General features: G+C 47.6%; 18 protein-coding genes. 5 read left to right on the forward strand and 13 right to left on the reverse strand.

The window, feature by feature from the left end; all coding sequences use genetic code 11:
• Positions 1-499 precede the first annotated feature (499 nt).
• Positions 500-1,285, reverse strand: a complete 786-nt coding sequence (locus MHB56_RS09420) for a helix-turn-helix domain-containing protein (RefSeq protein ID WP_036679782.1) — start codon at positions 1,283-1,285, stop codon at positions 500-502.
• A gap of 316 nt (positions 1,286-1,601) precedes the next feature.
• The gene (gene pdxR, locus MHB56_RS09425) at positions 1,602-3,107 is read right to left on the reverse strand and encodes a MocR-like pyridoxine biosynthesis transcription factor PdxR (protein ID WP_341143517.1); all 1,506 of its coding nucleotides are present in this window, start codon (positions 3,105-3,107) and stop codon (positions 1,602-1,604) included.
• A 143-nt stretch (positions 3,108-3,250) separates the two neighbouring features.
• Here pdxR and MHB56_RS09430 point away from each other — a divergent pair, with 143 nt between their 5' ends.
• From MHB56_RS09430 to MHB56_RS09440, 3 genes are all read left to right on the forward strand, one after another.
• Complete coding sequence (locus MHB56_RS09430; RefSeq protein WP_339188393.1) at positions 3,251-3,868, forward strand: pyridoxamine 5'-phosphate oxidase family protein; 618 nt, start codon at positions 3,251-3,253, stop codon at positions 3,866-3,868.
• 111 nt (positions 3,869-3,979) lie between these two features.
• A complete protein-coding gene (locus tag MHB56_RS09435) occupies positions 3,980-5,281 on the forward strand; it encodes an aminotransferase class I/II-fold pyridoxal phosphate-dependent enzyme (RefSeq protein WP_036679816.1) in 1,302 nt (433 codons plus the stop codon).
• Between the two features lie 150 nt (positions 5,282-5,431).
• Positions 5,432-5,551, forward strand: coding sequence for a YjcZ family sporulation protein (locus MHB56_RS09440; protein ID WP_212592220.1), 120 nt, complete (start codon positions 5,432-5,434; stop codon positions 5,549-5,551).
• 528 nt (positions 5,552-6,079) lie between these two features.
• Here MHB56_RS09440 and MHB56_RS09445 read toward each other — a convergent pair.
• The 6 genes from MHB56_RS09445 to MHB56_RS09470 all read right to left on the reverse strand — a co-directional run bounded on the left by MHB56_RS09445 (position 6,080) and on the right by MHB56_RS09470 (position 19,016).
• The gene (locus MHB56_RS09445; RefSeq protein WP_341143518.1) at positions 6,080-13,921 is read right to left on the reverse strand and encodes a glycoside hydrolase family 3 N-terminal domain-containing protein; all 7,842 of its coding nucleotides are present in this window, start codon (positions 13,919-13,921) and stop codon (positions 6,080-6,082) included.
• A gap of 263 nt (positions 13,922-14,184) precedes the next feature.
• Complete coding sequence (locus tag MHB56_RS09450; RefSeq protein WP_341143519.1) at positions 14,185-15,405, reverse strand: ABC transporter permease; 1,221 nt, start codon at positions 15,403-15,405, stop codon at positions 14,185-14,187.
• Between the two features lies 1 nt (position 15,406).
• Positions 15,407-16,153, reverse strand: a complete 747-nt coding sequence (locus tag MHB56_RS09455) for an ABC transporter ATP-binding protein (protein WP_036679788.1) — start codon at positions 16,151-16,153, stop codon at positions 15,407-15,409.
• Positions 16,150-17,658, reverse strand: a complete 1,509-nt coding sequence (locus MHB56_RS09460) for a DEAD/DEAH box helicase (RefSeq protein WP_339244835.1) — start codon at positions 17,656-17,658, stop codon at positions 16,150-16,152. The genes MHB56_RS09455 and MHB56_RS09460 overlap by 4 nt, the downstream gene beginning before the upstream one ends.
• Before the next feature lie 97 nt (positions 17,659-17,755).
• Entirely contained in the window at positions 17,756-18,532 is a 777-nt protein-coding gene (locus MHB56_RS09465; protein WP_076141978.1) for an SDR family NAD(P)-dependent oxidoreductase, read from the reverse strand.
• Positions 18,533-18,560: 28 nt separating this feature from the next.
• Complete coding sequence (locus tag MHB56_RS09470; protein WP_036679793.1) at positions 18,561-19,016, reverse strand: chemotaxis protein CheX; 456 nt, start codon at positions 19,014-19,016, stop codon at positions 18,561-18,563.
• A 254-nt stretch (positions 19,017-19,270) separates the two neighbouring features.
• On the opposite strand from MHB56_RS09470, the gene MHB56_RS09475 reads away from it, so the two are divergent.
• Complete coding sequence (locus MHB56_RS09475; protein WP_038573173.1) at positions 19,271-20,173, forward strand: LysR family transcriptional regulator; 903 nt, start codon at positions 19,271-19,273, stop codon at positions 20,171-20,173.
• A gap of 71 nt (positions 20,174-20,244) precedes the next feature.
• Positions 20,245-21,054 carry a histidinol-phosphatase gene (locus tag MHB56_RS09480; RefSeq protein ID WP_341143520.1) on the forward strand — a complete coding sequence of 270 codons (810 nt, stop codon included), beginning with the start codon at positions 20,245-20,247 and terminating at the stop codon, positions 21,052-21,054.
• A 143-nt stretch (positions 21,055-21,197) separates the two neighbouring features.
• On the opposite strand, the gene MHB56_RS09485 is transcribed toward MHB56_RS09480, so the two are convergent.
• From MHB56_RS09485 to sdhB, 5 genes are all read right to left on the reverse strand, one after another.
• Complete coding sequence (locus MHB56_RS09485) at positions 21,198-21,929, reverse strand: NADPH-dependent oxidoreductase (protein WP_339191286.1); 732 nt, start codon at positions 21,927-21,929, stop codon at positions 21,198-21,200.
• Positions 21,930-22,139: 210 nt separating this feature from the next.
• Positions 22,140-22,682: a GNAT family N-acetyltransferase gene (locus MHB56_RS09490; protein WP_076184756.1), complete on the reverse strand. Its 543-nt coding sequence runs from the start codon at positions 22,680-22,682 to the stop codon at positions 22,140-22,142.
• A 38-nt stretch (positions 22,683-22,720) separates the two neighbouring features.
• Positions 22,721-23,650, reverse strand: a complete 930-nt coding sequence (locus MHB56_RS09495) for a metallophosphoesterase (RefSeq protein WP_341143521.1) — start codon at positions 23,648-23,650, stop codon at positions 22,721-22,723.
• 57 nt (positions 23,651-23,707) lie between these two features.
• Complete coding sequence (locus tag MHB56_RS09500) at positions 23,708-24,499, reverse strand: DUF3891 family protein (protein WP_076206377.1); 792 nt, start codon at positions 24,497-24,499, stop codon at positions 23,708-23,710.
• Positions 24,500-24,710: 211 nt separating this feature from the next.
• Positions 24,711-25,475 carry a succinate dehydrogenase iron-sulfur subunit gene (sdhB, locus tag MHB56_RS09505; protein ID WP_036679800.1) on the reverse strand — a complete coding sequence of 255 codons (765 nt, stop codon included), beginning with the start codon at positions 25,473-25,475 and terminating at the stop codon, positions 24,711-24,713.
• Positions 25,476-25,484: the final 9 nt, after the last annotated feature.

The following is a 25,484-nucleotide window of genomic DNA, read 5'->3' on the forward strand; positions in this document are numbered from 1 at the left end:
GTACTTCGTGCAATAGATTATCGTGATAATCTCTAGAAAGGCTGTTTCTCCTGAATTTGAATGTAAGATGTGCTTCAGAATTCAAATTCGACTGCTATTAGAGTCAATCTATTGTACAAAATACAACGTGAGGCACGATGAAATGCCCATCAGTTACTCTAATCTTCGACTTAAGTTCATTATATATATCATTTTCTAACAACACAAAAAAACCGGATGCCTCACGGCCCCGGCTATTTATATTTTTAGTCATATCATGCGATTCTATGCTTGCTTGTTCAATTAGAACCAGCTATCCACGACAAAAGCATTCGCCTGCTTTAACCTTTTTAAGCGGTTTCTAAAAATACCTCCGCCTCCACTCTTACAATCCGTGTTGCAAATTCTGCGTCTGATGATCATGCCAAGAGTCTCCTTCCAAGAAGTTATGTAAATTCTCTGTAAACTAAACTGCAAAGTATTTACCCTTGGTTGAACAAACTGAAACAAAAAAAGTGAATCAGCGGATCTCAGATGGACTTTTTCCGGTATATTGCTTGAACTGGCGGCTGAAAAAGAAAATGTCACGATACCCAAGCGCATCTGCTACCTCAGTAACATTCATTCCCGCGTACAGCAGTAAATGCTGAGCACGCTCAATCCGGGCTCGGATGACATAAGACTGCACAGAAGAACCCGTAAGCTCCTTGAACTTAATTGAAAAATACCGCGGTGAAAGCCCCGCACGAGCAGCAAGATCCTCTACACGATGTGCAATCCCCGGATGCTGGCTCACATAGTTCGCTATTTCGTGAATGATTTCTGTCAAATGGTTGCTAACATAACGTTCTACTGGCTTCACACGGTCCTCCCTCAGCAGATGAATCATCAGCTGCTTCAGTACAAGCTGCCCTTCTTCCTCAGCGGCGTAAGTATCCACCAGAAATAGTCGAACGTACCGAGCAAGCAGATGTTCAAATTCAACGGTTTCTGTAAGCTCACGATAGGGCAGCGGAATATCCGTCACCTCTTCGGAGACATCAAAATGAATATATGTAAGTACAAGTGGCTTTTGCGGATTATGTGTAGCACTTGTATGGTCACCCGGACGAAAAAGGAAGCAGCTTCCCTTGCCTACTTGAAAGGGTTCATCGTTACGCACAACCGTCCCTTCCCCGCTCCATACATAAAATAAATCATAATTTTGCAGCGACTTCTCTCTTTTTTGCCATTTCCAGCCCGGCTCGCATACAATCTTAGCCAGAGCCGGCAAAATAACAAAAGAGGACGGCGATGCATGCAGCATAACGTTCCCTCCTAAAAGTTTTGTTAGCATAACCTACTTTGAACTTCTTCGCAAAACTTGCTTCGTAAGCATTTCGCTTTGTTTTGTTAGCAAATCTACTTTGAACTACTTCGCAAAACTTGCTTCGTAAGCATCCGCTTTGTTTTGTTAGCAAAACTTGTCTCGTAAGCATCCGCTTAGTATTCTCAGCAAATCTGCTCTTTCTGACTTCGCAGTGTCTATATAGTTTTGTTTAGCTTAATCTACTCCGAGTTTCTTCGTCAAAATTCGTAAGCATTCGCTTAGTTTTGCATTTCATCTTCTTTATCATACCTTGTCATGTTGCATTTTGTACATCTTCCCACGCCAGATGCAGGCTTGTTATCCCTTCCTCCAGCTCCGCGGCATTCAGATGGGCAAAAGAAAAACAAGCGGCCGGCGCTCCCGGTGATAGCTGATATAACGCGGCATCTCTAAAATCCGTGCCGCGCCTAAGCGCTGCCGCTCGGAAAGCAACAAACTCTTCGCTGCTGCGCAGCCAGCGGGCATATACATGCAAGCCTGCATCACCAGGCAGCAGCTCGAAGAGCTCCTTAAGCCGTTCCGACAGCAGCGTCCTGAGGATTCGTCCGCGTTCACCATAGATGCGTGTCATCCGGCGCAGATGACGGCCATAGCCGCCTGTATTCATGAACCTCGCCAAGGCTCGCTGCTCCAGCAGCCCTACCGGCAAGGGCTCATATAGCGCCTTGGCGGCGATAGTCGGCTTTACTAAAGAGGGCGGAAGCACTGCAAAGCCGAGCCGCAGGCCTGAAAACATCGTGTTTGAAAAGGAGCCCACATATACGACCCGCTCTTCGCGATCCAGTGCTTTTAAAGGCTCAATAGGACGCCCAGCCCAACGGAACTCACTGTCATAATCATCTTCAATAATTACTGCATGATGCCGCTGCGCCCACTCCAACAAGGTTCGGCGTCGTTCCAAAGGCAGTACCACACCCGTAGGAAATTGACGGCTCGGCGTAACAAACAACAGCCGGGCATCCCAATCCTCCGGAATAAGACCATTGCCATCCAGCTCCCCTGCCAGCAATCGGCCTCCGGTGATCTCTACGGCTCGGCGAATCCCGTGAAAGCCCGGGTTCTCAACGACCGCTGAGCCTCCTGCATCCAGCAGCAGCTGCGTCAAAATAACGATGCCTTGCATCGAGCCGCTGAACAATACGATATGCTCTGCATCCGCGCGAATCCCGCGGGTAATCCGCAGATGTGCAGCGATAGCTTTCCGAAGCCCTTCATCGCCTTGAGGTGGACAAGTGCTTTGCAGCAACCCACCTTCCTTCCCTCCGGCATAAGAGAGCGCACTGCGCCATTCGGAGTAAGGAAAATGTTCCATCCGCATACCACTACTCTGGAAGCTCACTACTTTCTTGTTACTCTTTCCATAGAAGGGTATTGGGCGCGCAAGCAGCCGCTTTCCCCATGCCGAGATTGGAATCGTAGTCTCGCTTGCACAATCTCCTCCAGCAGCATCTGCGTCTTCACCCAAAGCCCGGTTCTCACCGTCACTGCCACTGGTAGCTGAAGCAAAGCTATCTTCCGATACGAATGTCCCCCGCCCCGTTTCAGTCCTTACATAACCATCAGCGAGCAACATTTCATACACCTGCGAGACCGATCCGCGCGACAGCTCATAGTGCTTAGCAAGACTTCGTGTAGACGGCAGCGGAGTGCCTCCCGGAAGTGTTCCTTCCAATATTCCTGCGCGGAGCGCGTGATATAACGCTAAATATTTGTAGCGGTGTATCGCCAGATATTGATCGTATGCCAGCGTGATATTCATCGTTATCCTCCTTGACCAGCAAGTGGTCCATTAAAAACTATCTTAATTGGTCCTTTTTAATTGTCAACCACTCTACTATTCTTTAAAGAACATTTACATTGGAGCAGACGCTCTAGACTAAAAAGAAAGAGGACGTGATCCCTATGCGCAGAAAAGAATTTAAAGTAGATCAGGAGGAAGATTTGGTCTCTTTTCTTAACGGAATGAGTTTTGGTTTTCTCGGTACAAGCGATGAACAGGGGCAACCGCGGGTGACACCGCTGAATTTTGTATATACAGATGGTTGTTTCTATTTCCATGGCAGTCATGCTGGTGGCAAAATGAAGTCGATCCGCAATCAGCAGAAGGTCTGCTTTACGGTAGCGGATGAGTATGCCCTTATCCCGTCTTATTTTAGCGATCCCGAGCTGGCCTGCCCAGCAACCGCCTATTTTAAAAGTGTGACCGCCTACGGCACAGCCGAACCTGTTGAAGACATTAGTGAAAAAGCCAGTGTACTCTCCTTATTTATGAAAAAGCTCCAGCCCGAGGGGGGTTATGATTCCATCGATGCAGAGGACCCTAAATATCGTCCCCGTCTAAAGGGTGTTGCCGTTGTGCGCATTACCCCCGATGAGATCACTGCGAAGTTTAAGTTTGGGCAAAACCTAAAAGAAGAAGAGCGCTCCGGCATCATTTCCGGCCTGTCTGAAAGAAATAATCCGCGTGATGAAGAAACGATAGAAATGATGAAAAAATACTGCCCTTTCCACGCCGAATGATATTTTTTAAAAATCGTATCTTTCCAAGTGACGGTTGCAATTGGCGGTGATATAATGTTAGGCAATGTTAACAGTATGTTATCCCCAAAGAACCCTGGAAGGATGAAACTGATGAATCCACTAGCTGGACAATTAAACGAAAGTATCAAAGCAGGAAATGAACATGTGTATGATATGCTCTCTACGCTTGGCAAAGAGATTTACTTCCCAAAAGAGGGCATCCTGAGCCAATCCGCTGAAGCAGGAGCTCACGCCAAGAAATACAACGCAACCATCGGTATTGCTACTGAAGGTGGCGTACCTATGCACCTCGGCGTCATTCAGGATAAACTCTCCGCTTACAGTCCTAAGGATCTTTATAGTTACGCCCCTCCGGCAGGTAAACCAGAGCTGCGTACTGTATGGCGTGAAAAGATGCTGCGCGAAAATCCATCGCTAGAAGGTAAAACCATCAGCAATCCCGTTGTAACCAATGCCCTGACTCACGGGCTTAGTATTGTCGCTGACCTCTTCGCAGAGCCAGGTGACGCGATTATCTACCCGGACAAGAACTGGGAGAACTACGAATTAACCTTCGGAATCCGCCGCCATGGGGAGACCGTTAACTATCCGCTGTTCACAGAAGAAATGACGTTTAACAGTGCAGGTCTGGAAGACGCGCTGCTTGCTCAAAAAGAACGCGGCAAAGCGATTGTGCTGCTGAACTTCCCTAACAATCCTACCGGATATACTCCAGGGATTAAGGAAGGCGATGAGATCGTTGCAGCTATCCTTCGTGCGGCTGAGGAAGGCATCAACGTTGTTGTTGTAAGTGATGATGCATACTTCGGGTTATTCTTTGAGGATTCACTTAAAGAATCGCTGTTTGGCAAACTGGCTCATCTGCATCCTCGTGTGCTTCCAATCAAGATTGACGGTGCGACCAAAGAAGAATTTGTCTGGGGCTTCCGTGTGGGTTTCATCACTTATGCCTCGGAGGACAAAGACCTGCTGGCAGCATTGGAGCAAAAAACACTAGGCATCATCCGTGCCACCATTTCCAGTGGTGCGCATCCTTCGCAGACCTTCGTACTAGACGCCTTGAAATCTCCGGAATTCGAAGCACAGAAGGAAGAGAAGTTCCAGATCATGAAAGGCCGTGCGAATAAAGTAAAAGCACTGCTGGATAGCGGCAAATACGGCGAGGATGTGTGGACGTATTATCCTTTTAACTCCGGTTACTTTATGTGTCTGAAGCTGCACACAGTTGCGGCTGAAGATCTCCGGCTTCACCTGATTCATAATTACGGACTAGGCACTATTGCTTTGGGTGAAACTGACCTACGTATTGCTTTCTCATGTATCGAAGAGGAACAGCTCGAAGATCTTTTCGATCTTGTATACGCAGGTGTTCGCGATTTAGAAAAAGCCTAACTGAACTTTATATAGCTTACAATCAGCTCCGTTTTCACGGAGCTGATTTTTTTTGTACACGAATCCGACATTGGCCTATACACGCCCCACTCTCCGCACATACAATACGATGTACTCAAGTACAACACACACACCGAAAGGGGAATGAACATGAGCGAAGAAGTTAGAGGCGGATATGGATGTTGTGGAGGTGGCCCATTCACTAGCACTGGCGCCATCCTGGTTCTCTTTATCTTGCTGGTTATCATCAGCCGTTCACTTTTTGTCTAACCATTAATGACAGTCTCGGGAGAGAGCTCTAAGCTCTTTCCTATTTTCAATCCCTTTTTTTCACAATAGACGTGGGTGTCCAGTAGGTCATGATAATGGCTGCTGTGACGTCCGCGTCTTTTTTTAAAATTCCACCTTGGTCTAAGCACCAACCGCACCAACCTTTGTTACCTCAGATCACATTTGCCCGCACAAAAGCAGCTATCGGACACCGCAGACCCTAAAGGCAGTATAATCCCATATTTTACTCACTTACGGACCCCAAAGCCGTTATTGGCATGCCAAACCCCAAATATGAACCTCTTCATAGGGAATAACGCCACTGGTGTCCGAACTTCCCCGATAAAGGTTGTATATTTGCAAATAACGTCAACTGGGTCCGTAAGCCTCAGGGGATAATTATGATTGGCGGCGGAGGTGCGGGCTTAATGTAGATCCAACAACCACACCTAAAAAAGGCTGTCGCAAACGTAGAAAATCTACGGATGCGACAGCCCAAAAGCTAAAAGTATCTTTACAGCTGATGTATTACAGATTGTACAGGTTGTAGATCAAAACCGCTGCCTCTGCACGGGTGGTAACACCTTGTGGATGAATCCGCAAGCCGTCTCCCTTGATCAGGCCAGCACGTATTAGTGCTGCCACACTGTCACGTGCAAACGCTGATACTTGCTGGCTATCCGTGAAACGGGTCATTGAAGCTCCGTTGCCGGCTGGAAGCTGTCTGCCGGCTGCTGCAATCGCTTTTGCAGCCAATGTCATCATTTCCTGCCGCGTAACAGAAGCGTTAGGATCAAAGCTTCCATCTGGACGACCAGTGGCGATCCCCAACTGCTTCGCTATAGCCAACGCTTCATATCTGTAATCGCCAGGCTGCACATCTGTGAAGCTTTCTGCACTAACGCCTTCCAAGCCAAGCGCTTTTATAAGCAGGAGCACAAAATCTCCCCGCTTCACTTCCGCTTGAGGCACAAATTGATCCTCTGTCATTCCGTTGATGATGCCTTTGGAGCCAAGCACCTCAATCGCATTGCGGGCCCAATCAAATTTGCCGATATCCCGGAATGTCTTCTCCGTAAAGGTGATACTGTACGTACCAGAGAGAATTCCTGTAAAAGAAACCATCCCTGTAGCAGCGATATATCTGCCACTTGGAACAACCGTTAGAATCCCCAACGGATTCAGACTATGAATCGTTATATGTCCTTCTTTACCACGTTCTTCTGATCGTGGAATATACGGTAGGGACACCTTAACCCGCATGTCAGGACTGTTCCATACGGCTTCCTTGCCATTGATAGTTACGCTCAGTTTAAATTCTGGACGAGAATCTGAATCCACCTTGGTTATCGTAATTACCCAAGGGGTTCCTGCCTCTTTTGCCGCTTGTTTCAGCAGACTACCTGGCAGCTCCAGCACACCAAATTCAGTATGAACAACCAATGAAGTCTTATCATCTGCAAAGATTATACCGTTTGGCAATTGCAGCTCATAACCCTTAGCTGTAGCTACTGCCGGTATATCAACAGTAACCGCTGAAGTTGCTCCACTTAAGCCTGCTGTAGCAGCCTTTTTCAAGCTCTCCAGGTCTACACTTGCTCTCGCCGCACCGGTATTACTGTTCAGCACTGGTGTTGCTGTAAGGATGGTGCTGCCGGTTACACTGCCAGCATTTCCGCTTGAATCCCCCCCTGTTGTTCCGCTGTTGCCACCACCTGTGGTACCCCCGCTTCCGGAAGTTGGTGCTGTCGTTGGCCGAGTAGTCGGTTCAATGGTTGGACTTGGGGTTGGTTCAGGCGTTGTTGGTGTAGGTGTTGGATCAGGTTTATCCGCAGAAACAATATATTCAAAACTGGAAATATCACTTGGCTTCCAGCCCTCTTTTACAGCAATCGCCTTAATCGTCTTGCTCTTGCCTACATAAATCACTCCACTATAAAGTTCGCTGGCTGCTGTAGGTACAGTGCCATCCAACGTATAATGAATAGACGCTCCAGCTGTAGCTGTAGTTAACTTCACGGCAACCTGCCCTGAATAAGTTCCCCCGGCAGGATCAGCCTGCGGTGCAGACACCGTTTTCATATCAACCACTCCGCTGATCACATACGTGAATGGAGCTACAAAACTGTTTTCCATGCCCTCTTTTACCGCTATCGTACGAAGAACTGTGACTCCTACTGCGTCAATAGTTCCGGTATAAAGTGGACTGTCTGCTGTAGGCAACGACCCATCGGTTGTGTAATGAATCTCTGCTCCTGATGTCGCTGTAGTAAGGCTGATCGTTTCTAATCCGCTGTAAGCTCCCGGTTTCAAAGAAGAAACGGGTAAGGAAACCTTTGAATGAATCGGCTGCTCTCCTTCTTCCGTCCGTTCCAGCGTAAACCAATCTAGATTGGCACCGTCATTATTGAAGCTCATCCGTACTACCTGTTTTCCTTGCGCAAGTTGTACGACACCACTCGCCAGCGTGTAATTCGACCATCCACCTGTAGTAGGCATAGGCACTGTTGAGAGTTTTGTACCCTTTACAGATAACGTAGTGCTTACCCCGCCTTGTGCTGTAGCATATCGATATACGATTTTATAAAATCCGGCTTCAGTAATATCAAGGACATAATCCATGGAACCCCCTGCAACGGTAAACCCTACATTTCTAAAGTCCAGCACACCGCCAGTCATGGTACTCTGAATTCCATTGGGTGTAGCATCGTAATAATTCTCGGCTTCCACCTTTAAAGAACCAGCGCCATCCATGATTTCTTCAGTATAAGGTTCTATTTGAATACCACTGAGCTCGTATCCTGCTGATCCAGCTTGCAGGCGCAGCTTCTGTTCACCCGCCTTCAATTGAAGAACGGTGCGTATGCCAACGGTTTGCGAGTAAAGATTCGGCACATCAACGGTTCTTAATGTCTTCCCATCCTCCGTTTTATAAATAATGCCCTTAGGAGCACCATTCGCGGAAGTCGCGGTAAGCGTAAAAGCATAGTTTCCATCCTGCGGCACATTTACCCAGTAATCGATGCTGTCTCCAGCATCAATGCCGGTCAGCTTCGCTCCGCTGCCTTGACCGCTGACTGTGATCCCTTGCAGCTGGTAGAATTGATCCAGTGCGTTCAAGCTTGTGACTTCTATAGGTGCTGTAGCACTAGTTGTTCCTAAGAGCTTAACCTCCGCACGCAGCACGCCGCCACCACTTGAATCGGCATAAGCATTTGCTGGCACATTTACGGTAAGCTGCAAATCACTATAATACGGGGTATGATCATTCCAGGCCAGCGTCAGCTTCACATGGGTAGGGTCAAGTAAGGCAGCTGCCCCAATACTTACATGCCCCTGATCCTTACCTGGGCCCGAGACAGAAATGCTCTGAATGGCATCAGGATTAAATGTCCCTCCTGAAAGGCTGACTACCAATTCATTCCCGTTCACTTGATAAGGAAGCGTGCTCGGAGAAAGACTGATGCTCTCTTCGTCGTTGATTGCTGTAACTATAAGAGGCAATTTCAGAACATGTACGCTGTCAAAAGACTGATTTGATTCTGTCTGATACACATCAGCGGTAACCGTAAGAATACGATCCGTGTCGAAATCAATAATTCGCGTACCCGCTAATACGACCTTCGCTGTATAATCATCCACCCGGTATACGCTATTGACAACTGTACCTTCGTAACCTTCAATAGACCAATAAGCGGTGTCCAGTTCAGGTGCATATTTGTCATTTACTAGCTTGACGATAACTTCTGCACCCTCCTCATTTCCTTCTACCAGAGCAGTCTCCGATTGAAGCGCGGGGCCGATTGTAAGCGACTGCAGATGAAATCCTGCTCCATTTACTTTCATGGTCAGCGTCTGCTCCCCGGCAGGCAAGGTTACCGTTCCATTAGCTATTTGCCAATTGGACCATCCCCCCGTCTTCGTCAAAGCATAAGTAGCTGCCGTTACCGTTACTCCATCCTCTCCCGTCAGCAGTTCCAGCTCTGCATCATCCTGATTAGTAGCATAGGAGATCAGGAGTGGGTAGGTACCGCTGGCAGGTACATTAATCTTGTACTTCACCCAATCGCCGGGGTCAGTATAACCCACTGCACCACCCGTTACTAATACACCTGAAGCAGTCGTGTAGTCTTGCCCTTGAAGCACAGCAGGAAGCTCATGTGATCCGGAAGGCGCTTGGCGTAAAGCTAATGAACGGATATTATAACCGTTCCCGTTCGTCTTCAAGGTGAGCTTGTGAATGCCCTTGTTCAGAGAGATCACGGATTGATAATCTGCAAAATCGGTCAGACTCTCCGTCTGCTGCACAATTGGAAGCGTAGCAATGACCTTACCATCTTCACTAATCTCCACCGATTTTCCGGCGCCATCGCTGAATTGAGCAGCATGCTTAAATTGAAGTGAATATTCACCGCTCTCTTTAACATCAATCACATAGTCGAAGGTGGACGATGCGTCTGGCGAGAACCCGCCAATATAACCCTGCTCATTCACAGTGTAAACCCCTTGCGCTTCTTCAAAATCAACAGCATTCACTACACCCGGCACCGCCTGTATACCATTCAGACGTTCCCAGCTATAAGTGCCCACTGATTTCGCCGGCAGCACAGCACTAATTTGCGCACCGTCCACTAGCAATTTAAACGGCTGTGGATCCGACGTCTGGTTGATTACTACCGTCACAATCTCTTTTCCATCTGGACTAGCAAAAGCTACGTTCGTTACAGTACTGCTTGAGCCGTAGTCACTATCAATCCGCACGTACCCCGGTTTAACGAATTTTGTATATTGGCCCATCAGATAATATTCTGGCAGCAGCCAGTAATGGTTACGGTCTCCCGAATCCTGCACAATCGGGGTTGGGTCTGGCGTTCCGGTCCACTGATGGGAGGCAATATCACTGTCCAGCATCGCTACCCAGGAGTTATAGCTGCGGGCCCAATTACGGAAATATTGAGCAATGCGGTCTGCGCCTGAGGTACCCCAGACTGCGCGTTCGGTCAAATATACATTTTTGTCAGGATAGAGATTATGGAGTTGGGTCATCAGACCAAGGTCACCGCCATAATCATGAAAAGCAGTTCCGTCCACCGCATCGTAGGCACCTAATTCAGGATTGCCTAGGATTTGTGCTGGATAGGCCATCGTGTCACCAGGATTATGATCAAATGTCCACAGCTTCACGTCTTTGAAACCATGTTCATCTAATTCCTTCCGCAGCAGTTTAGCCAGCTGGGCTTCTTGCTCCCACGGCATTTTGGTGCTTGGATATTCAATTTCCAGCAAAGGTTCATTCTGCAAGGTCAGACCTTCAAAGGTAATTCCCAGCTTCTCGTACTCCTGTACGAATTTAAGATAATATTTGGCCAGTACAGGCAGATATTCATCCTTCACTTGGCCTTTGATCATACTGTCTGTAGTCTTCATCCAACCGGGCGGGCTCCAAGGTGAAGCAAAAAACTTAATATCCGGATTGATGTTTTGAATTTTTTTAACCGTGCTGATGATATGGTAGTCAATGTCCTTTTGGATGGAGAAATTGTCCAAATTAATGTCGGTTTGTCCTGGAGGCATATCATCGTAGGTATAAAATTGTTTATCTGTAAAGTCAGCCGTCCCAATCGTCAACCGGAGCATACTCATTCCGATCCCCGATACAGGATCAATCATTTTCCGCAGCAATTCCTCCTGCTTCGCCGCAGACATCTTAGCCAGATTATTGACCGTCGATTCCTCCATGGAGGTACCGATCCCTAGAATAGATTGATATTTCCGGTCAGGATCAATATGGAGCTCTGTACCTGCCTTCACGTCGGGAACCACAATATCCAGCTTCGCCTGCTCTTCCAGCTTCAAATCACCCTCTTGATAACGGTCAGCATAATACCACTTCCGATCGGAAGGATCTCGCTCACTCGATACCCAAGAGCTAACTACATCTGACTTAATAACATGTTTAGTGCTTTCCCCGCCATCTCCGGGATTCGATGGATCTACAGGCACATCACCTGTTCGAGTGAAGCTTACCCAGTTCAGGTTGATATCCCCACCGGTAAATTCCAGACGGATCTTTTGCAACCCTGCCTTCTTAAACACAACATTTTCTACAGCTTTCGTCTGCCAATTCTGCCAGCCACCTGTTGAGGTCACGCTTAATGTTCCTAGCTTAGTTCCCTCTGCTGATTTGATGTTGACGCCTGTAGTGCCACTATTAACGGAATAGCGGAAATCGGCTTGATACGTACCTGCTTGCGCCACATTCACGTTATATTCGAGCCACTGGCCAGCCGAGGTATAGCCGACATTGAGACCGCCACCTATATCCTGCGTATTTTCAGTTTGCAGTCCTGCGCTTTTGTTCAAAAAATCCTCTGCTTCAATTTTGCCGGGAATCGGCAGGGAAGGAATCTCTGGAGCTTCCGGATCGACAGGAGCGGTTGGAAGCTTTGGTGTTTTCTCATTTTTGGTCAAGCCATATCCCGTTTTGAACAACACATTGGTACTGTTATTGTCTGCCGGATAATTGTTCAAAGTGAATGGCCAACGAATTGGATTTTTGCCTACAAAATCCTTAGTACCAAATAACACATCCGCTACTCCAGCACCCTCTGTACCTGGTAGCCAGGCTGCCACAAGCCCATCCCAATCTTCCAATTGGCTGGCTATCGTCATTGGACGTCCAGACACCAGTACAACGATAAGCGGAATATTAGGATCAGCAGCACGTATATTCGCAAGTGTCGCCAGATCCTGCTCATCCAGATTCAAGCTGGTCCGGTCGCCATCGGTCTCGGCGTAAGGTGTCTCACCGATAACAGCGATCGCCGCATCATAACCCGCAGCCCCACGCCCATTAAGGTTATATGTGACCGTTGTAGAAGCAGGAACAGCCTCCTTTATCCCTTCGAGGATCGTCGTGCCTTCAGTTATATTGCCCGACTTCCCTTGCCAAGTGATCGACCAGCCGCCGGCTTGGTTACCGATATTATTAGCGTTTTTACCCGCTATGAATATTTTATCCATCCCGCTTAATTGCGATAGAATTGGACTTCCATTTACCTCATCGTTCTTCAAAAGAACAAGCGACTCCGCCACAGCTTGGCGGGCTAATTTGCGGCTTTCTGCTGAGCCAAAAGCACTCAACAGCTCCGGTTCGCTTTTGGGATGCTCGAACAATCCTGAAGCGATTTTGACCTGCAGGATACGTTCTGCCGCATCATCTATGCGCTCCGTAGAGATTTTACCTTCGCCTACAAGTTCTGTGATGTACTTAATCGTATCCTTCCAAACGGTCGGCATCATGAACATATCGACTCCGGCGTTTACGGACACATTTAGCTGGTTCTTCAACCCGCTAACAGCTTTGCCCTCGCTATCCACTGTGATTTGCTGCACAGCGTTATAATCCGAGATAACGAAACCGGTAAAGCCAAGTCCGCCATTTTTCTTGTCACCCTTCAAAACATCGGTCAGCAAATGTTTATGGGCATGCATTTTAAGACCTTGGATGCTGTGATAGGAGGCCATAACCGTCTGCACCCCTGCGTCTACAGCTGCTTTATAAATTTTCAAATCCTTATCCATGATCTCTTGCTCGGTATATTTAGTGATGTTGCCTTGATTTACACCATTATCCGTATAACCTTCACCTAGATAATGTTTTGCAGTTGCCGTGATTGTATCTGTCCCTGCCAATGCAGCAGCAGTCCGTCCTTGCAGACCAAACACATAAGCCGCACCTAGTTCTGCTGAAATATCCTGATTATCACTAAAACCTTCATAGGTTCTACCCCATCTTGCATCATGAGGGGAGGCTATCGTTGGGGCAAACGTCCAGTTCGCTCCTGTTGCGGCTACTTCCTTAGCAGCAGCTGCACCAATAAGCTCAGTCAATGCGGGATCATTAGCAGCCCCTAGGCCAATATTATGCGGAAAAAGCGTCGCGCCTTTGACATTGTTATGTCCATGCACCGCATCCACCCCATAGAGCAGCGGAATGCCTAATCTGGTAGACAATGCACCATCCTGATAGCTATCAATCAAACTTCTCCAGTTATCGCGAGTGCTGTCACTTTCTTTTCCGTTAGGGAATGAGCCTCCCCCGCTGAGTACAGAGCCAAGAGCATATTTCTGTACCTCCTCAGGAGTGACGGCAGCTCTTTCTGCTTGAACCATCTGCCCAATCTTCTCTTCCAGCGTCATTCGGGATAATAGATCCGCAGTGCGCTCCTCCACACTTTTTGTGGGATCATAGTACACTGGAACTCCTGCGGCATCCGCTGCGGCCCGTGGTATACCCGCCTCAAGCACATTCAAGAATAAGGATGATAGTAAGAGCGCCACTATGAATATTGATAATCTTCTTTTCACGCCTGAATCCTCCCCCAATACTGTTTTGTTGGTACGGATGACTACGCCCATGATTGGAAGCGTATACATGATGTAAGATACAGGCTTATTATGCTGGAGCTATCTGGTAAAAGACATACAGCATTTTTTAAATACTCTGTTCCGTTTTTGCAAATTTAAGGACTTGCCCGGCTCAAATTATGCTTCCAGCAAAAAAAAGGCTCTCTCATTCGTAGAATTTCTCTACTGTGAGACAGCCTTTTTATTGTGAATATGAAATTGCCTTACAGATCGTCGTCATCCAATCGTGCTGCTTTGCGGGACAAGTATCCTTTAAACAGAAAGACTACCACAACACCTGCCGCTAAGGTAAAGATCACTGGCATCAGACGGTCACCTATGGAAGCTAAGAAAGGTAATCCAAGAATCAATGCCACAACCAGATGCGCACGGAATACAAATTGTGTCGTGTTGTCCGCCTTACTGCCTTCAGGAAAAGGATACACTGTCAGCCAAAAAGACTCGCTATGCAATTTGCGGAGTGCCGACAATTGAACACCAATGATGAACAGGAAGAACAAATAAATTCCGGTGCCAAAGTAACTATCACGGTTCCACCAATTCAGCAGCAGAGCCAGCACCGATATCCGCATAATGATTCCAAAGATATCGCCCCGGGCAAAGCTTTTCGTTAGCAGATACCGATAAGCAGTATCCTTGCGCCAAGGCAGCTTAGCGCCCCATTTGGAAAGATAACGGCGGGAATATACCCGTTGCTCACGGCCCGGCACATCCACGAACCAGCCCAGAACCATCAGCGCACGTGCACCTTGATTGTTTTCCATGGCGATCAGTCTTTCCCATGGCACAGCGTGACGTCCGGGCACAGACAGTGCAGCAAGATAGGCTGCGGCCAATAACACCATAAATATCAGGCTCGGACCGGCAGGCTGCCACAACCAAGCGGCAATAATCAAACCTCCAACTGCCCAGCGCAAGAAAGCATACACGCCTGCCATCGGACGTGACAGCATAGCTATCTCTTTCCATAACCCATAGCTCGCGATCAGCTTCACAGCAATCAGGATCAACACTGTAAATAAAAGTCGCTTGGGAGAATCATCTGTACGTATGTACAACGGCCAAAGGGTGATCAGTACAAATAACAAGCGAATGATCTTCCACACGTTACCACTGACCCAGGATGGTGCAAAATATTCCTTCATGCGGTGACCCTGAGGCAGCAGAAAGATCGTATCCGGGGTCTGCAAATAGGTTCGGAAGCTGCTATGCACTGTCGCAGGCAACAGTAATGCTAACATAATCCAGCGAATGGGAATGCCTTCAGGTACATTTTGTAGCAGCGATGTATACCAAGCAGAGAAGACGATCAACACGAACAGGAAGACCATGGCTACGCCGCTTTGAATGATATATCCCACATAAGGAAGCATACTTCCCATGAATCGACCGCGCCGCGTGCGCCGCAGCTCTTTCAAATCCATATTATTTCCCTCCCTGAACCAGCTCGTAGAACAGCTGCTCCAAAGTCAGCCCCTGATGCCCGGCAGTTGCCGCTATTTCCGCCAGCGTGCCCTGTGCAATCACCTTACCTTTATGCAATACAATAAAACGGTCGCAATAATTCTCTATTGTGGAAAGAATATGAGAGCTTAACAGAATCGACGATCCAGAGTTCTTCAGATCCATCATGAAATCAAGCAAGGAGCGGATCCCTAGTGGATCCAATCCTAAAAAAGGCTCGTCGATGACATATAATGCAGGTCGTGCAACGAAAGCGCACATGATCATAACCTTCTGTTTCATCCCTTTGGATAGATGGGTCGACAGGGTGTCCATCTTATCCTCCATATGGAACAGCTTGGCAAGATGCGAGGTGCGGGATTCATAATCCTTTTGATCTACCCCATAAGCTCTGGCAGTAAATTCAACATGCTCACGAACCGTCATTTCGTCATACAGTAGCGGCGATTCCGGTACAAAAGACAACGCATTATTGTATCCAACGGGATCTTCAGCACGCGTCTTGCCCTGTACGGTGATATCGCCCTTATGGGGCGACATCAATCCTAGAATATGCTTCATCGTCGTACTTTTTCCTGCTCCGTTTAAACCAATCAATCCAACCATTTCACCAGGCTGCACCTGAAGTGCAATATCATGCAGCACTGGCTTATTCAGGCTGTACCCACCACTGAGACCCGTAATTTGCAATACGGGAGCATTATTCATTGACCGTCACCTCTCGGAGTTTTGTCTTTCAACCACTTTGGAGCTCCTTTATTTTTACGGTTCTTCTCACGTTCCGCATTGCTGCTGCGTTTGCTCCGTGCAGGAGTCGCATCTCCGCGTGCTCCCGCAGAAGGATTCGCGCTGCGCTGTGGATCGCGTTGTTGTTCTCCGCTTGTTGTTTCACTTGTGTTAATCGTAGCCATTCTTTTGGCAGGCGGTGTACCTGCTCCAACGGATGGCGACTGAACATTGGAGGCTCCAGATGTGCTAACAGGCGGCTTGCCGCTGCGTGGAGCGGATCCATCACGGCGTTGCCCACTGCCTTCATTACTCCGTCCCCGTCCATTGTGCAAAGCGCTGCGTGCTTCATCTGCTGCAAGCACCTTACCACCGACCATCTCCCGCTCCTCAAGCGCAATATCCAATTCGCGGGCGAACTTCCGCATGATAAAGGTCTGTTGCTCTGTAACAATTGTTACAGATAAGCCGCGGCGTCCCATCCGTCCGGTACGGCCTGCACGGTGTACATAATGTTCAGAATCAAAAGCCGGATCGTAGCTAACTACCAAAGAAAGATTCTCAATATCCAGTCCTCTGGCAGCTACGTCACTGGCAACAAGCACACGAAATTTGCCTTCCCGGAAACCTTTTAATACATTGCTGCGCGTTACCTTATCGGCATCTCCGTAAAGTGCTGCCGCAGTAAGCCCAAGATGATTCAGCTTAGCCTCAACCTCGGCAATATCATCTGTAGCATTCACGAACACAATCGCTTTATCGGGATTGTAATGGCGAATCACCCGGCGCAGCATGTCCATTTTGTTACGCTCTTCAGCAACAACATAATGATGCTCCAAGCTTTCAGCAGTCATTACACCTGGAGCAATCCCAACCTCTGCCGGATTCTTCATTTCACGATTAGCCAGCGCTTTCGTCTCTGGTCCGATCGTTGCCGACAGCATAACAAGCTGGCGTGAACGCAGCGCACTGCTGACAATCTTTGTGACTTCGCCGGCTCCGCTAAGCTGGAACATTTGGTCCGCCTCATCCAGAACAATAGTACTGACTTCATGCATCTTCAATTTACGAAGTCCAATCAGCTCACGGATCCGCCCAGGTGTTCCCACAACTAGCTGTGGATGCTCACGCAGCTTGTCAATCTGGCGTTTGATTGCGGCCCCGCCAATAAGACCCATAACTCGGATTCCGCGCTGTTCACCATAACGTTCCGCCTCGCGTAAGATTTGCATCGCCAGCTCCTGTGTAGGGGCGAGCACCAGCTTTTGGACCACCTTCTGCTCCGGATTAATCGTTTGAAGCAGCGGCAATAGATAGGCCAGCGTCTTACCCGTTCCAGTCTGGGAAGCTGCAATAACATCTCTTCCCTCTAGTAGAAGCGGTATTGTCTGCTCTTGTACCGGGGATGGAGCGTTAATGCCGAATTCCGACAAACGGGCAATGAGGTCTTCCTGAATGCCGATAGCCGCAAAAGAAGCTTTATTCATAAGTGTAATTCATCCTTTTCGCTTGAGATAATATCTTCATTATATGCCAAAAAGGCCTCTCCACCAAATGGAAGGCCAATAAAGCTGACAACAGGGTCTATTTTCTGTTCATCGCATTATAAGTAAGCTTGTCCGCCAGGCGAGGAAACAGCCCGTAAAGCCGTATGCCAAACCCTGCCAGACCCGGAAGATCGAGCTCTTCTTTGCCGGTCTCCATAACCTTAACGATCTTAGAAGATACATGCTCTGGGGTCATCATCATCCGGGCTACACTCTTCTCATAATTGCCAGACGGGTCAGCCGTTTTGAAAAAATCGGTGGCAATCGGCCCCGGGTTCACAGCCGAGACGATAATTCCACTCTTCCGCAGCTCCTGACGGAGCGCATTTGTGAATCCGAGTACAGCATGTTTGGTAGCCGTATAGGCTACGGATTTGGCCGTGCCTATCTTCCCTGCCATGGAAGCCACATTTACAATCTGCCCGCTTCCCCGCTCCAGCATATGTGGAATAACAGCCTTCGTGCACCGGACAATCCCCATGTAGTTAACATCCATCATATCGTCAAATTCATGAGGCTCCATCTCCGTAAAAGCAGCAAATTTGCCGTACCCTGCGTTATTTAGCAAAATATCAATTCTGCCATATGCCTCCAAAATTTGTGCGAAGGTCTTCTGAACACCCTCAGCATCTGTTACGTCACAGGTGTACAGTCCAAAAACGCCCGGGATACCGGCCGCTGTTTCTTTCAGCTTCGCTTCGGAACGTGCTACCAGGACAGGGATTGCCCCCTTTTTACTAAGCATCTGTGCCGTTAATGCACCAATGCCGCTGGACGCTCCTGTAATCACAACAACCTTATCTTTGAGTACCATGAATAGTATTTCAGCTCCTAACTCTTGCCTAAGAGATCATCACCTGAATATCCATCTCTCCAACCCCATCCATCAACAACGGAATACTAAGCGCTTTACGAGGCATAAAAGACATGCTTTCCATCTTCATAATCTGAGGAGGACTTATATCCACCGAAACACCTTGATTATATAGAATGGTACTGGCATTCCCACTGATCATATTGCTCAGCTCTGAAATTGCACTTTGACCCATCTCATCCATCTCGGTGATCACAAAGCCACCCATCATAATCGATACCATTCGCAAGGCTACCTGCTCCGCGATACCAAATATAATATTTCCGCTCAGTTGGCCTGTCATCCCTACTTGAATCCATATATGATTATCGATCAGTTCAATTTCTTTAATGCCTAAACTCCCCGTAGAAGGCGAGACCTGAATTACTTGTTCTATAACAGTCCGTGCAGACTCTAGAAACGGATTAATTACTTCTGCTTTCATGAATGTCTAGTCTCCCCCTTTATCGTGCTTTGGTCATATACCAAAAGTCCCAAGCAATATGGATATATTATACTTTATATATCGGCACAATTCAGCAAAAATTAATGCATATGTCGAATTCAAACCCAAGATAGTTTACGCAGCAACATTGCTCTGCCGGGTATTATCTCCTATAATTTAAACAAATGCCAACGTGGAACGTAAGATATTAACGCAATTACACATCCAATTCGATGGTCCAAAGGAGGTATTCCATGAACATCAGCCAGCTGGAGACACTAATAACAATTTCCAAAACGATGAGCTTTCGCAAGGCCGGAGAACTGCTTAATCTGACCCAACCAGCGGTATCAGCACAGATTAAGAGCCTTGAAGAAGAGTTCAAGACTCAGCTGGTTGACCGAAACCAGCCTGTTACATTAACGGATAGAGGGACTGTCTTTCTGGAGCATGCGGAACAAATAGTGAGGATTGTCGAGGAACTTAAGGAACGGCTTGCAGATCTTGATGAAAATCCCCAAGGTCATATAGTTTTAGGCACAACTACCTCAATCGCTATTCAAATTTTACCGCGTATTCTATCTTATTTTAAAGACCAGTTCCCCCATATCAAAACATCAATTTCCTCTATGTCCTCATCACAAATTTATCAGCATGTCGAAAACGGCATTGTTGATGTCGGCATCGGTTATTTAATTGGACGTAGCCCGGGCATGTCTACTTCCATTTTGTATTATGATACCTTCGAACTGGTGGTCTCTCCCAGACACCCTCTCGCTCAAGTGAAGACCGCTGGGATAGAAGCCTTAAGCAAAACCCCGCTGATTCTGCTCTCACCAGACACAGTGGGCCGTAAATTTGCGGATGAGGTTCTGAACAAACATGGCATTCAACCTCAGGTCATTATGGAGCTGACCAGCAGCGAGGAAGTGAAACGGATGGTCGAGCTCGATTTGGGCGCCGCCATTATTTCCAAGCAGTCAGTTACCGCTGAGGTTCGAGCCGGCACTCTCAAAATTGTGCCAATTATTGAGTTGGAGGTCACGCATCCTGTTGGTGTGATCACGAAATCAGGAAAATACGTAAACTCTGCTATGAGGCAGTTCCTAAGCGATCTTAAAGGCATGCCAGAAACCCAATTTATCGGGTCTGAATAAATCCCACCCACAAAGTGGAACCGATTACTTCTGAGCTGATTGCATAACCTTGTTTAAAGGAGATGTTCTTGATGAAATTTGATTTACACACCCATCATTTCCGCTGTGGCCATGCTGACGGAACGATTAGAGATTATATCGAAGCTGGGATTGCCGCTGGATTGGGCGTTATAGGTATTTCCGATCACACTCCCTATTTCGGAGATTCATCCGATCAGGCTTTTCCCAAAATCGCAATGGCTAAATCCGAATTTGCTAATTATGTAGATGATGTTCTCTCCCTCAAAAAAGAGTACGAAGGCGTTATCGACGTACTGTTAGGCATCGAATCAGATTACTTTCCCGAACATGCTGAGATATACCGCAAGACATTATCCGCCTACCCTTTTGATTATGTGATTGGATCGGTACATAGTGTTGGTGGTATCAGCATTTTTAACAAAGGGCGCTGGAAAAACCTTAGCAAAAATGAGAAGATCCGCGTGAAGTCTGAATATTACCGGTTGATTTCTGATTCCGCACGCAGTGGTATGTTCCAAATACTCGGGCATATTGATGCGATGAAGGGGAATTATCCTGCTTTTTCCGAAATTCCTGCACCTCAGCCGATTGACGATTGTCTGCGTGTAATTAGTGAATGTGACGTGGCCATCGAAATCAATACCTCAGGCGGAACTAAGCTGGTCGGCGGCTGGTATCCCTCTGAAGATATTCTGGAGCGGGCACTACATTTTGGCGTAGAGGTTAGTTTCGGTTCGGATGCACATAAGCCGTCCCGGGTCGCTGAGGATCGTGATGCGGTAGCTGCACAGCTCAAAGCAATAGGCTTTACACACTGGGTTTATTACAAGCAGCGCCAAAAAGTCAAAGTTTCTCTGTAATCAAGCCTAAACGCCTTCAACGTCCCTATAAGGACGGTAAGCGTTAAAGCGAGAAATTAAATAATGCACCAAGCGTTATTGGTTTAGGGGCAGGGTTCACCCTCCGTTAAACCAATCTCAGCTTGGTGCATTATTTTGTTTATTTACAGATTATCACAGCTAAAACCTTGTTGTTTCAGCGTACGTTTCGCATCTCCATATTCCGGGTTGATCTCATAAAAATGAGCAATCGTACTGGTCCAGTCTCTCTCCGTCATCCCCTGCTGCTGCAAGTATTCACGGTGGGTTTGATTATATGCCTCCAGGAGGCCTTGTACATCCGGATTGTATTGCTCCTCATGAAATATAGCTTCCAGCGGCAGCCGCGGCTTCTGAGAAACCTCCTCCGCTGGGTATCCCACGCAGAGACCGACGACAGGGAATACGTACTCCGGCAGCTTCAGCAGTTCAATCACACCCGCTGTGTTGCGGCGCACACCCCCAATAGGAATGATGCCCAGTCCCATGGATTCCGCCGCTGCAATCGCGTTAGACAATGAGATTCCCACATCTGTAGCTCCAACCAAAAGCGCATCCACATCTTTTACGGCTTCAAAAGACTTGCCTTCCAGCTCACTAGCTACTTTAGCTCTATAAAAATCCATGCAAAACACCAAAAAAACCGGTGCTGCCGCTACATGCTTCTGATTTCCGCATAAAACTGAAAGCTGCTGCTTACGCGCAGGATCTTTGATGGCGATTATCGATACCTGCTGTCCATGAACCCATGACGGTGCGGCTTGAGCCGATTCAATCATTGATTGTAGCTTCTCTGGCTCCACAGGCTGGTCTGAATATTGCCGGAAAGAACGATGATTTTTTAATGTTTGTACCACTTCATTCAAAATGTTACGCCTCCTTGGTCATTCCACTCCATAGTATGTTAATCATAAACGATCGGATTCGGTACTGCCAATCACTTACGCTACTCTTTTCAAACAAAAAAAATGGACCCGAATCATCGGGTCCCAAAGCAGTATATTTTTAAAAGGGGGTCATGTACTTAGTTTAACCGCACACTGTTAGAGTTTGATAACGGCATTATTTCATTTGTGTAACAATGTGAATACTTTCATTACATCGTCCAAGGAGCCGACTTTGGGCATCACCCGCTCCAGCTTCATACCGTTCTTGAGCATCACACGTTCCGATCTAATATTATCTCCTGTGCAGCGTCCTTCGATCCTTGTTATCCCAAGGGTATGAACACTATAGTTCAAAAACAAACCCACGGCCTCCGTCGCCAGCCCGCATCCCCACCATGCCGGGTCCAGCATATATCCTAAGGTAGCTGTGCCCTCACGGCGGTTCCAATTCTGCAAAGCCACTATACCGATCAACCGCTGCTGCCCCTTTAAATAGATCCCGGCATGCAGCGCACAAGGATCGAAGGCAAATAACATCCGGTTTACCAGCTTCTCCACCTGGGCAGATACTGATCCAGGGCCGGAGCGTACTAGAATATGGCGCTGCACATCTGGATGGGAGAGCAGCTGCCGCAAAGCTAAAACATCCTCAGGCATGATCAGCCTCAGATCTACCGCTAAACCATGTTGTGTCTCTAACAACACTGCTCCATAGGTGCTCATCTTCTCTCCCCTTCCGTGCAGCTAAAATTCCAGCCTAATCAGCTCATGGACCGATGCAGCGTCAGAACCGTTAATTCTGGCCTACACAATAACCGAAAAGGCATGTATGTCTCTCCAAACCCTCTATTCACATACACAGGCATGGCTTTGTCTTCTGTATAATACAATCCATTTATGTATTTAAGAGATCCATAAGGTGTAAATGGCGCACCTATAAAGGGCAGGCGAATTTGTCCGCCATGACTGTGCCCGGAAAGCTGTAGATCAAATGAATAGGCCTGTGCGGTATCCGCATAATCCGGCTCATGCATCAAAAGGACGTTAAAGGTTCCTTCAGGAACACCAGTAATGGCTTTCGCTGGGTCGGGTTTACCGTGTAACAGATCATCCAGACCCGTAACCGCCATGACTGCCCCGCCTCTTTTTAGAAGGTAGGATTTATTCCTTAGCACCCGGAAGCCCGCAGACTCCAGCAGCTCGGTAACCAGCTGGGTATTCTTGTAATCATGATTGCCTAATATCGCAAATTTACCCAATGGCGCACTTAACGCTGCCAGCACCGGTACGGCTTCAACAAGATCCTCAGGATCGCTGTCCACAATGTCACCCGTGAAGCAAATAAGATCCGGTTCAGCTTTGCTTATATGTTTAGCGAGCCGGGCGAGATCCCTGGCATCCTTATTAAATCCGAGATGCGTATCACTGAAATGAACAAGCTTCATCCCTGAAAAAGCGGAAGGAAGCTCCTTAAAGCGCAAGTCCAGCTTAGTGACCTCAATCCAGTTCGGCTCCCCCTGCCATGCATATCCGCTTGTAAGCAATCCTGCGCCGATTACAGCAGCCGCACTCCGAGTCAGGAACTGCCGGCGGGTAATTGTTGACTCGCCACCAGAACGCCCCTTAGAGGTGTCCTTGTGGATCTTATCGCCATTCTTATTGGGAGAAGCCCCAGACGATTGTATCTTCATAGGGAGATTCTCCTTTCTTTACCTTTTCCCCGAAAAACAGATGGTCCAAATAATAACTTATATATTATTTCGGGCAGTTAGAACAATCCGGCATTCTTTCTCCGGAGTTTCGCTGTAAGCGCGTGCAATCCCTTTTTTTGCGATTTCTGATTTTTCAACTCGTCTCAGCATAAATGCTACTTCCAGCGTTTTTTCAAAAGGAAACGGTTCAAGCATTAACGTTGACTTATCCTGCCACTCCGCTGTGATAACACGACCTGACGTAAAACTGAAATCTTCAGTACCTGAGAACCCTTCACGCCACCATGGATGCTCCTCTGATTTCGGACACCCCGGCTCATTTAAGGCCAAATACAAGGACAGATCATCGCAGAATTCTAAAAGGCGGGCATCATAATACAGCTCATCTTCCCCAATAGGCTTGGAAGCTTCAAGTTCCCGATGGATACGTGCTCTGCGTTCCTCTTCATGTTCTTGATACAATGTAAGTTCTGGATAATCGAGTCCCGCAATCTTAATAAGCCGCTCAAAATGCAAGCTGCACAGCAACGCTCCGTACGGTGTGTGTTCCTCGATCTCATCTAATCCACGCTTATAAAAGGTCAACTTAGGCACTACAGGAAAATCAATAAAGGTGTAGGGTGCTTGCTCCGCATCATTCCAGAAAGGGGTCTCATCGAGATCAATCCAACCCCTATCATGCTGGGCTACTGCCCACAGTACCTCTTCCCGGCGTCCTTCAGTTGGCACATGCTGCTCTTTGAACCCAATGGCCAGCTCTCCGGCAAGTTTCCCGTGATCATGCTGCTTAACCATTACAATTGCTCCATCTTGCTCCCGACAAATCACGATTATTCCTCCTTGTTCCACAGCTAACATTACGTTAACAATGGATATTATAGCATAAATTGGTCAATGTTCTGAACCTGCTCCAGCCCTGCAAGACTTTCCCGCCACAAGCAGATAAGAGAGTCATAACAACATAAAAAAAGCTACCCCCCAGCGAATGGAATCCACTTTGAGGATAGCTCAATAGATAAACATTTGGCGGTACTATTAATTACACACCTAACCAACGTTTGAACATATGCTTCGTTGTTTGCTTGTTAATTTCTGCAATGGATGTCGTAAGAGGTATTCCCTTTGGACAAGCGCGTACACAGTTCTGTGAGTTACCACAGCCATCGATCCCGCCATCCTCCATCAGAGCGTCCAATCTTTCGTCAGCGTTCATTTCACCTGTAGGGTGAGCATTGAACAGACGTACTTGAGAAATGGCTGCCGGTCCGATGAAATCCGTCTTTTCGTTGACATTCGGGCAAGCCTCCAAACATACGCCACAGGTCATACATTTGGATAATTCATAGGCCCACTGCCGTTTTTTCTCCGGCATCCGCGGTCCCGGTCCAAGATCGTACGTACCGTCAATCGGAATCCATGCTTTCACCCTTTTTAGTGCATTGAACATCCGGGTACGGTCAATGACTAAGTCACGCACCACCGGAAATGTCTTCATAGGCTCAATTCGTACAGGCTGCTCCAGATTGTCTATAAGTGCAGCGCAGGCTTGGCGGGGTTTGCCATTAATCACCATGGAGCAAGCTCCGCACACTTCTTCTAAACAGTTGGAATCCCAGCATACGGGAACTGTGCTGTCACCTTTGGCATTCACAGGGTTACGCTGAATTTCCATCAAAGCACTGATCACATTCATACCTGGACGATAAGGAAGTTCAAATTCCTCGACATACGATGAACTTTGTGGATCGTCCTGGCGGGTGATGATAAACTTTACGTTTTTGGGAGCTGCAGCTGTTTCCGCCATAATGGTTCC

The organism is Paenibacillus sp. FSL H8-0315, from assembly GCF_038005365.1.
GTDB lineage: Bacteria > Bacillota > Bacilli > Paenibacillales > Paenibacillaceae > Paenibacillus_AQ > Paenibacillus_AQ odorifer.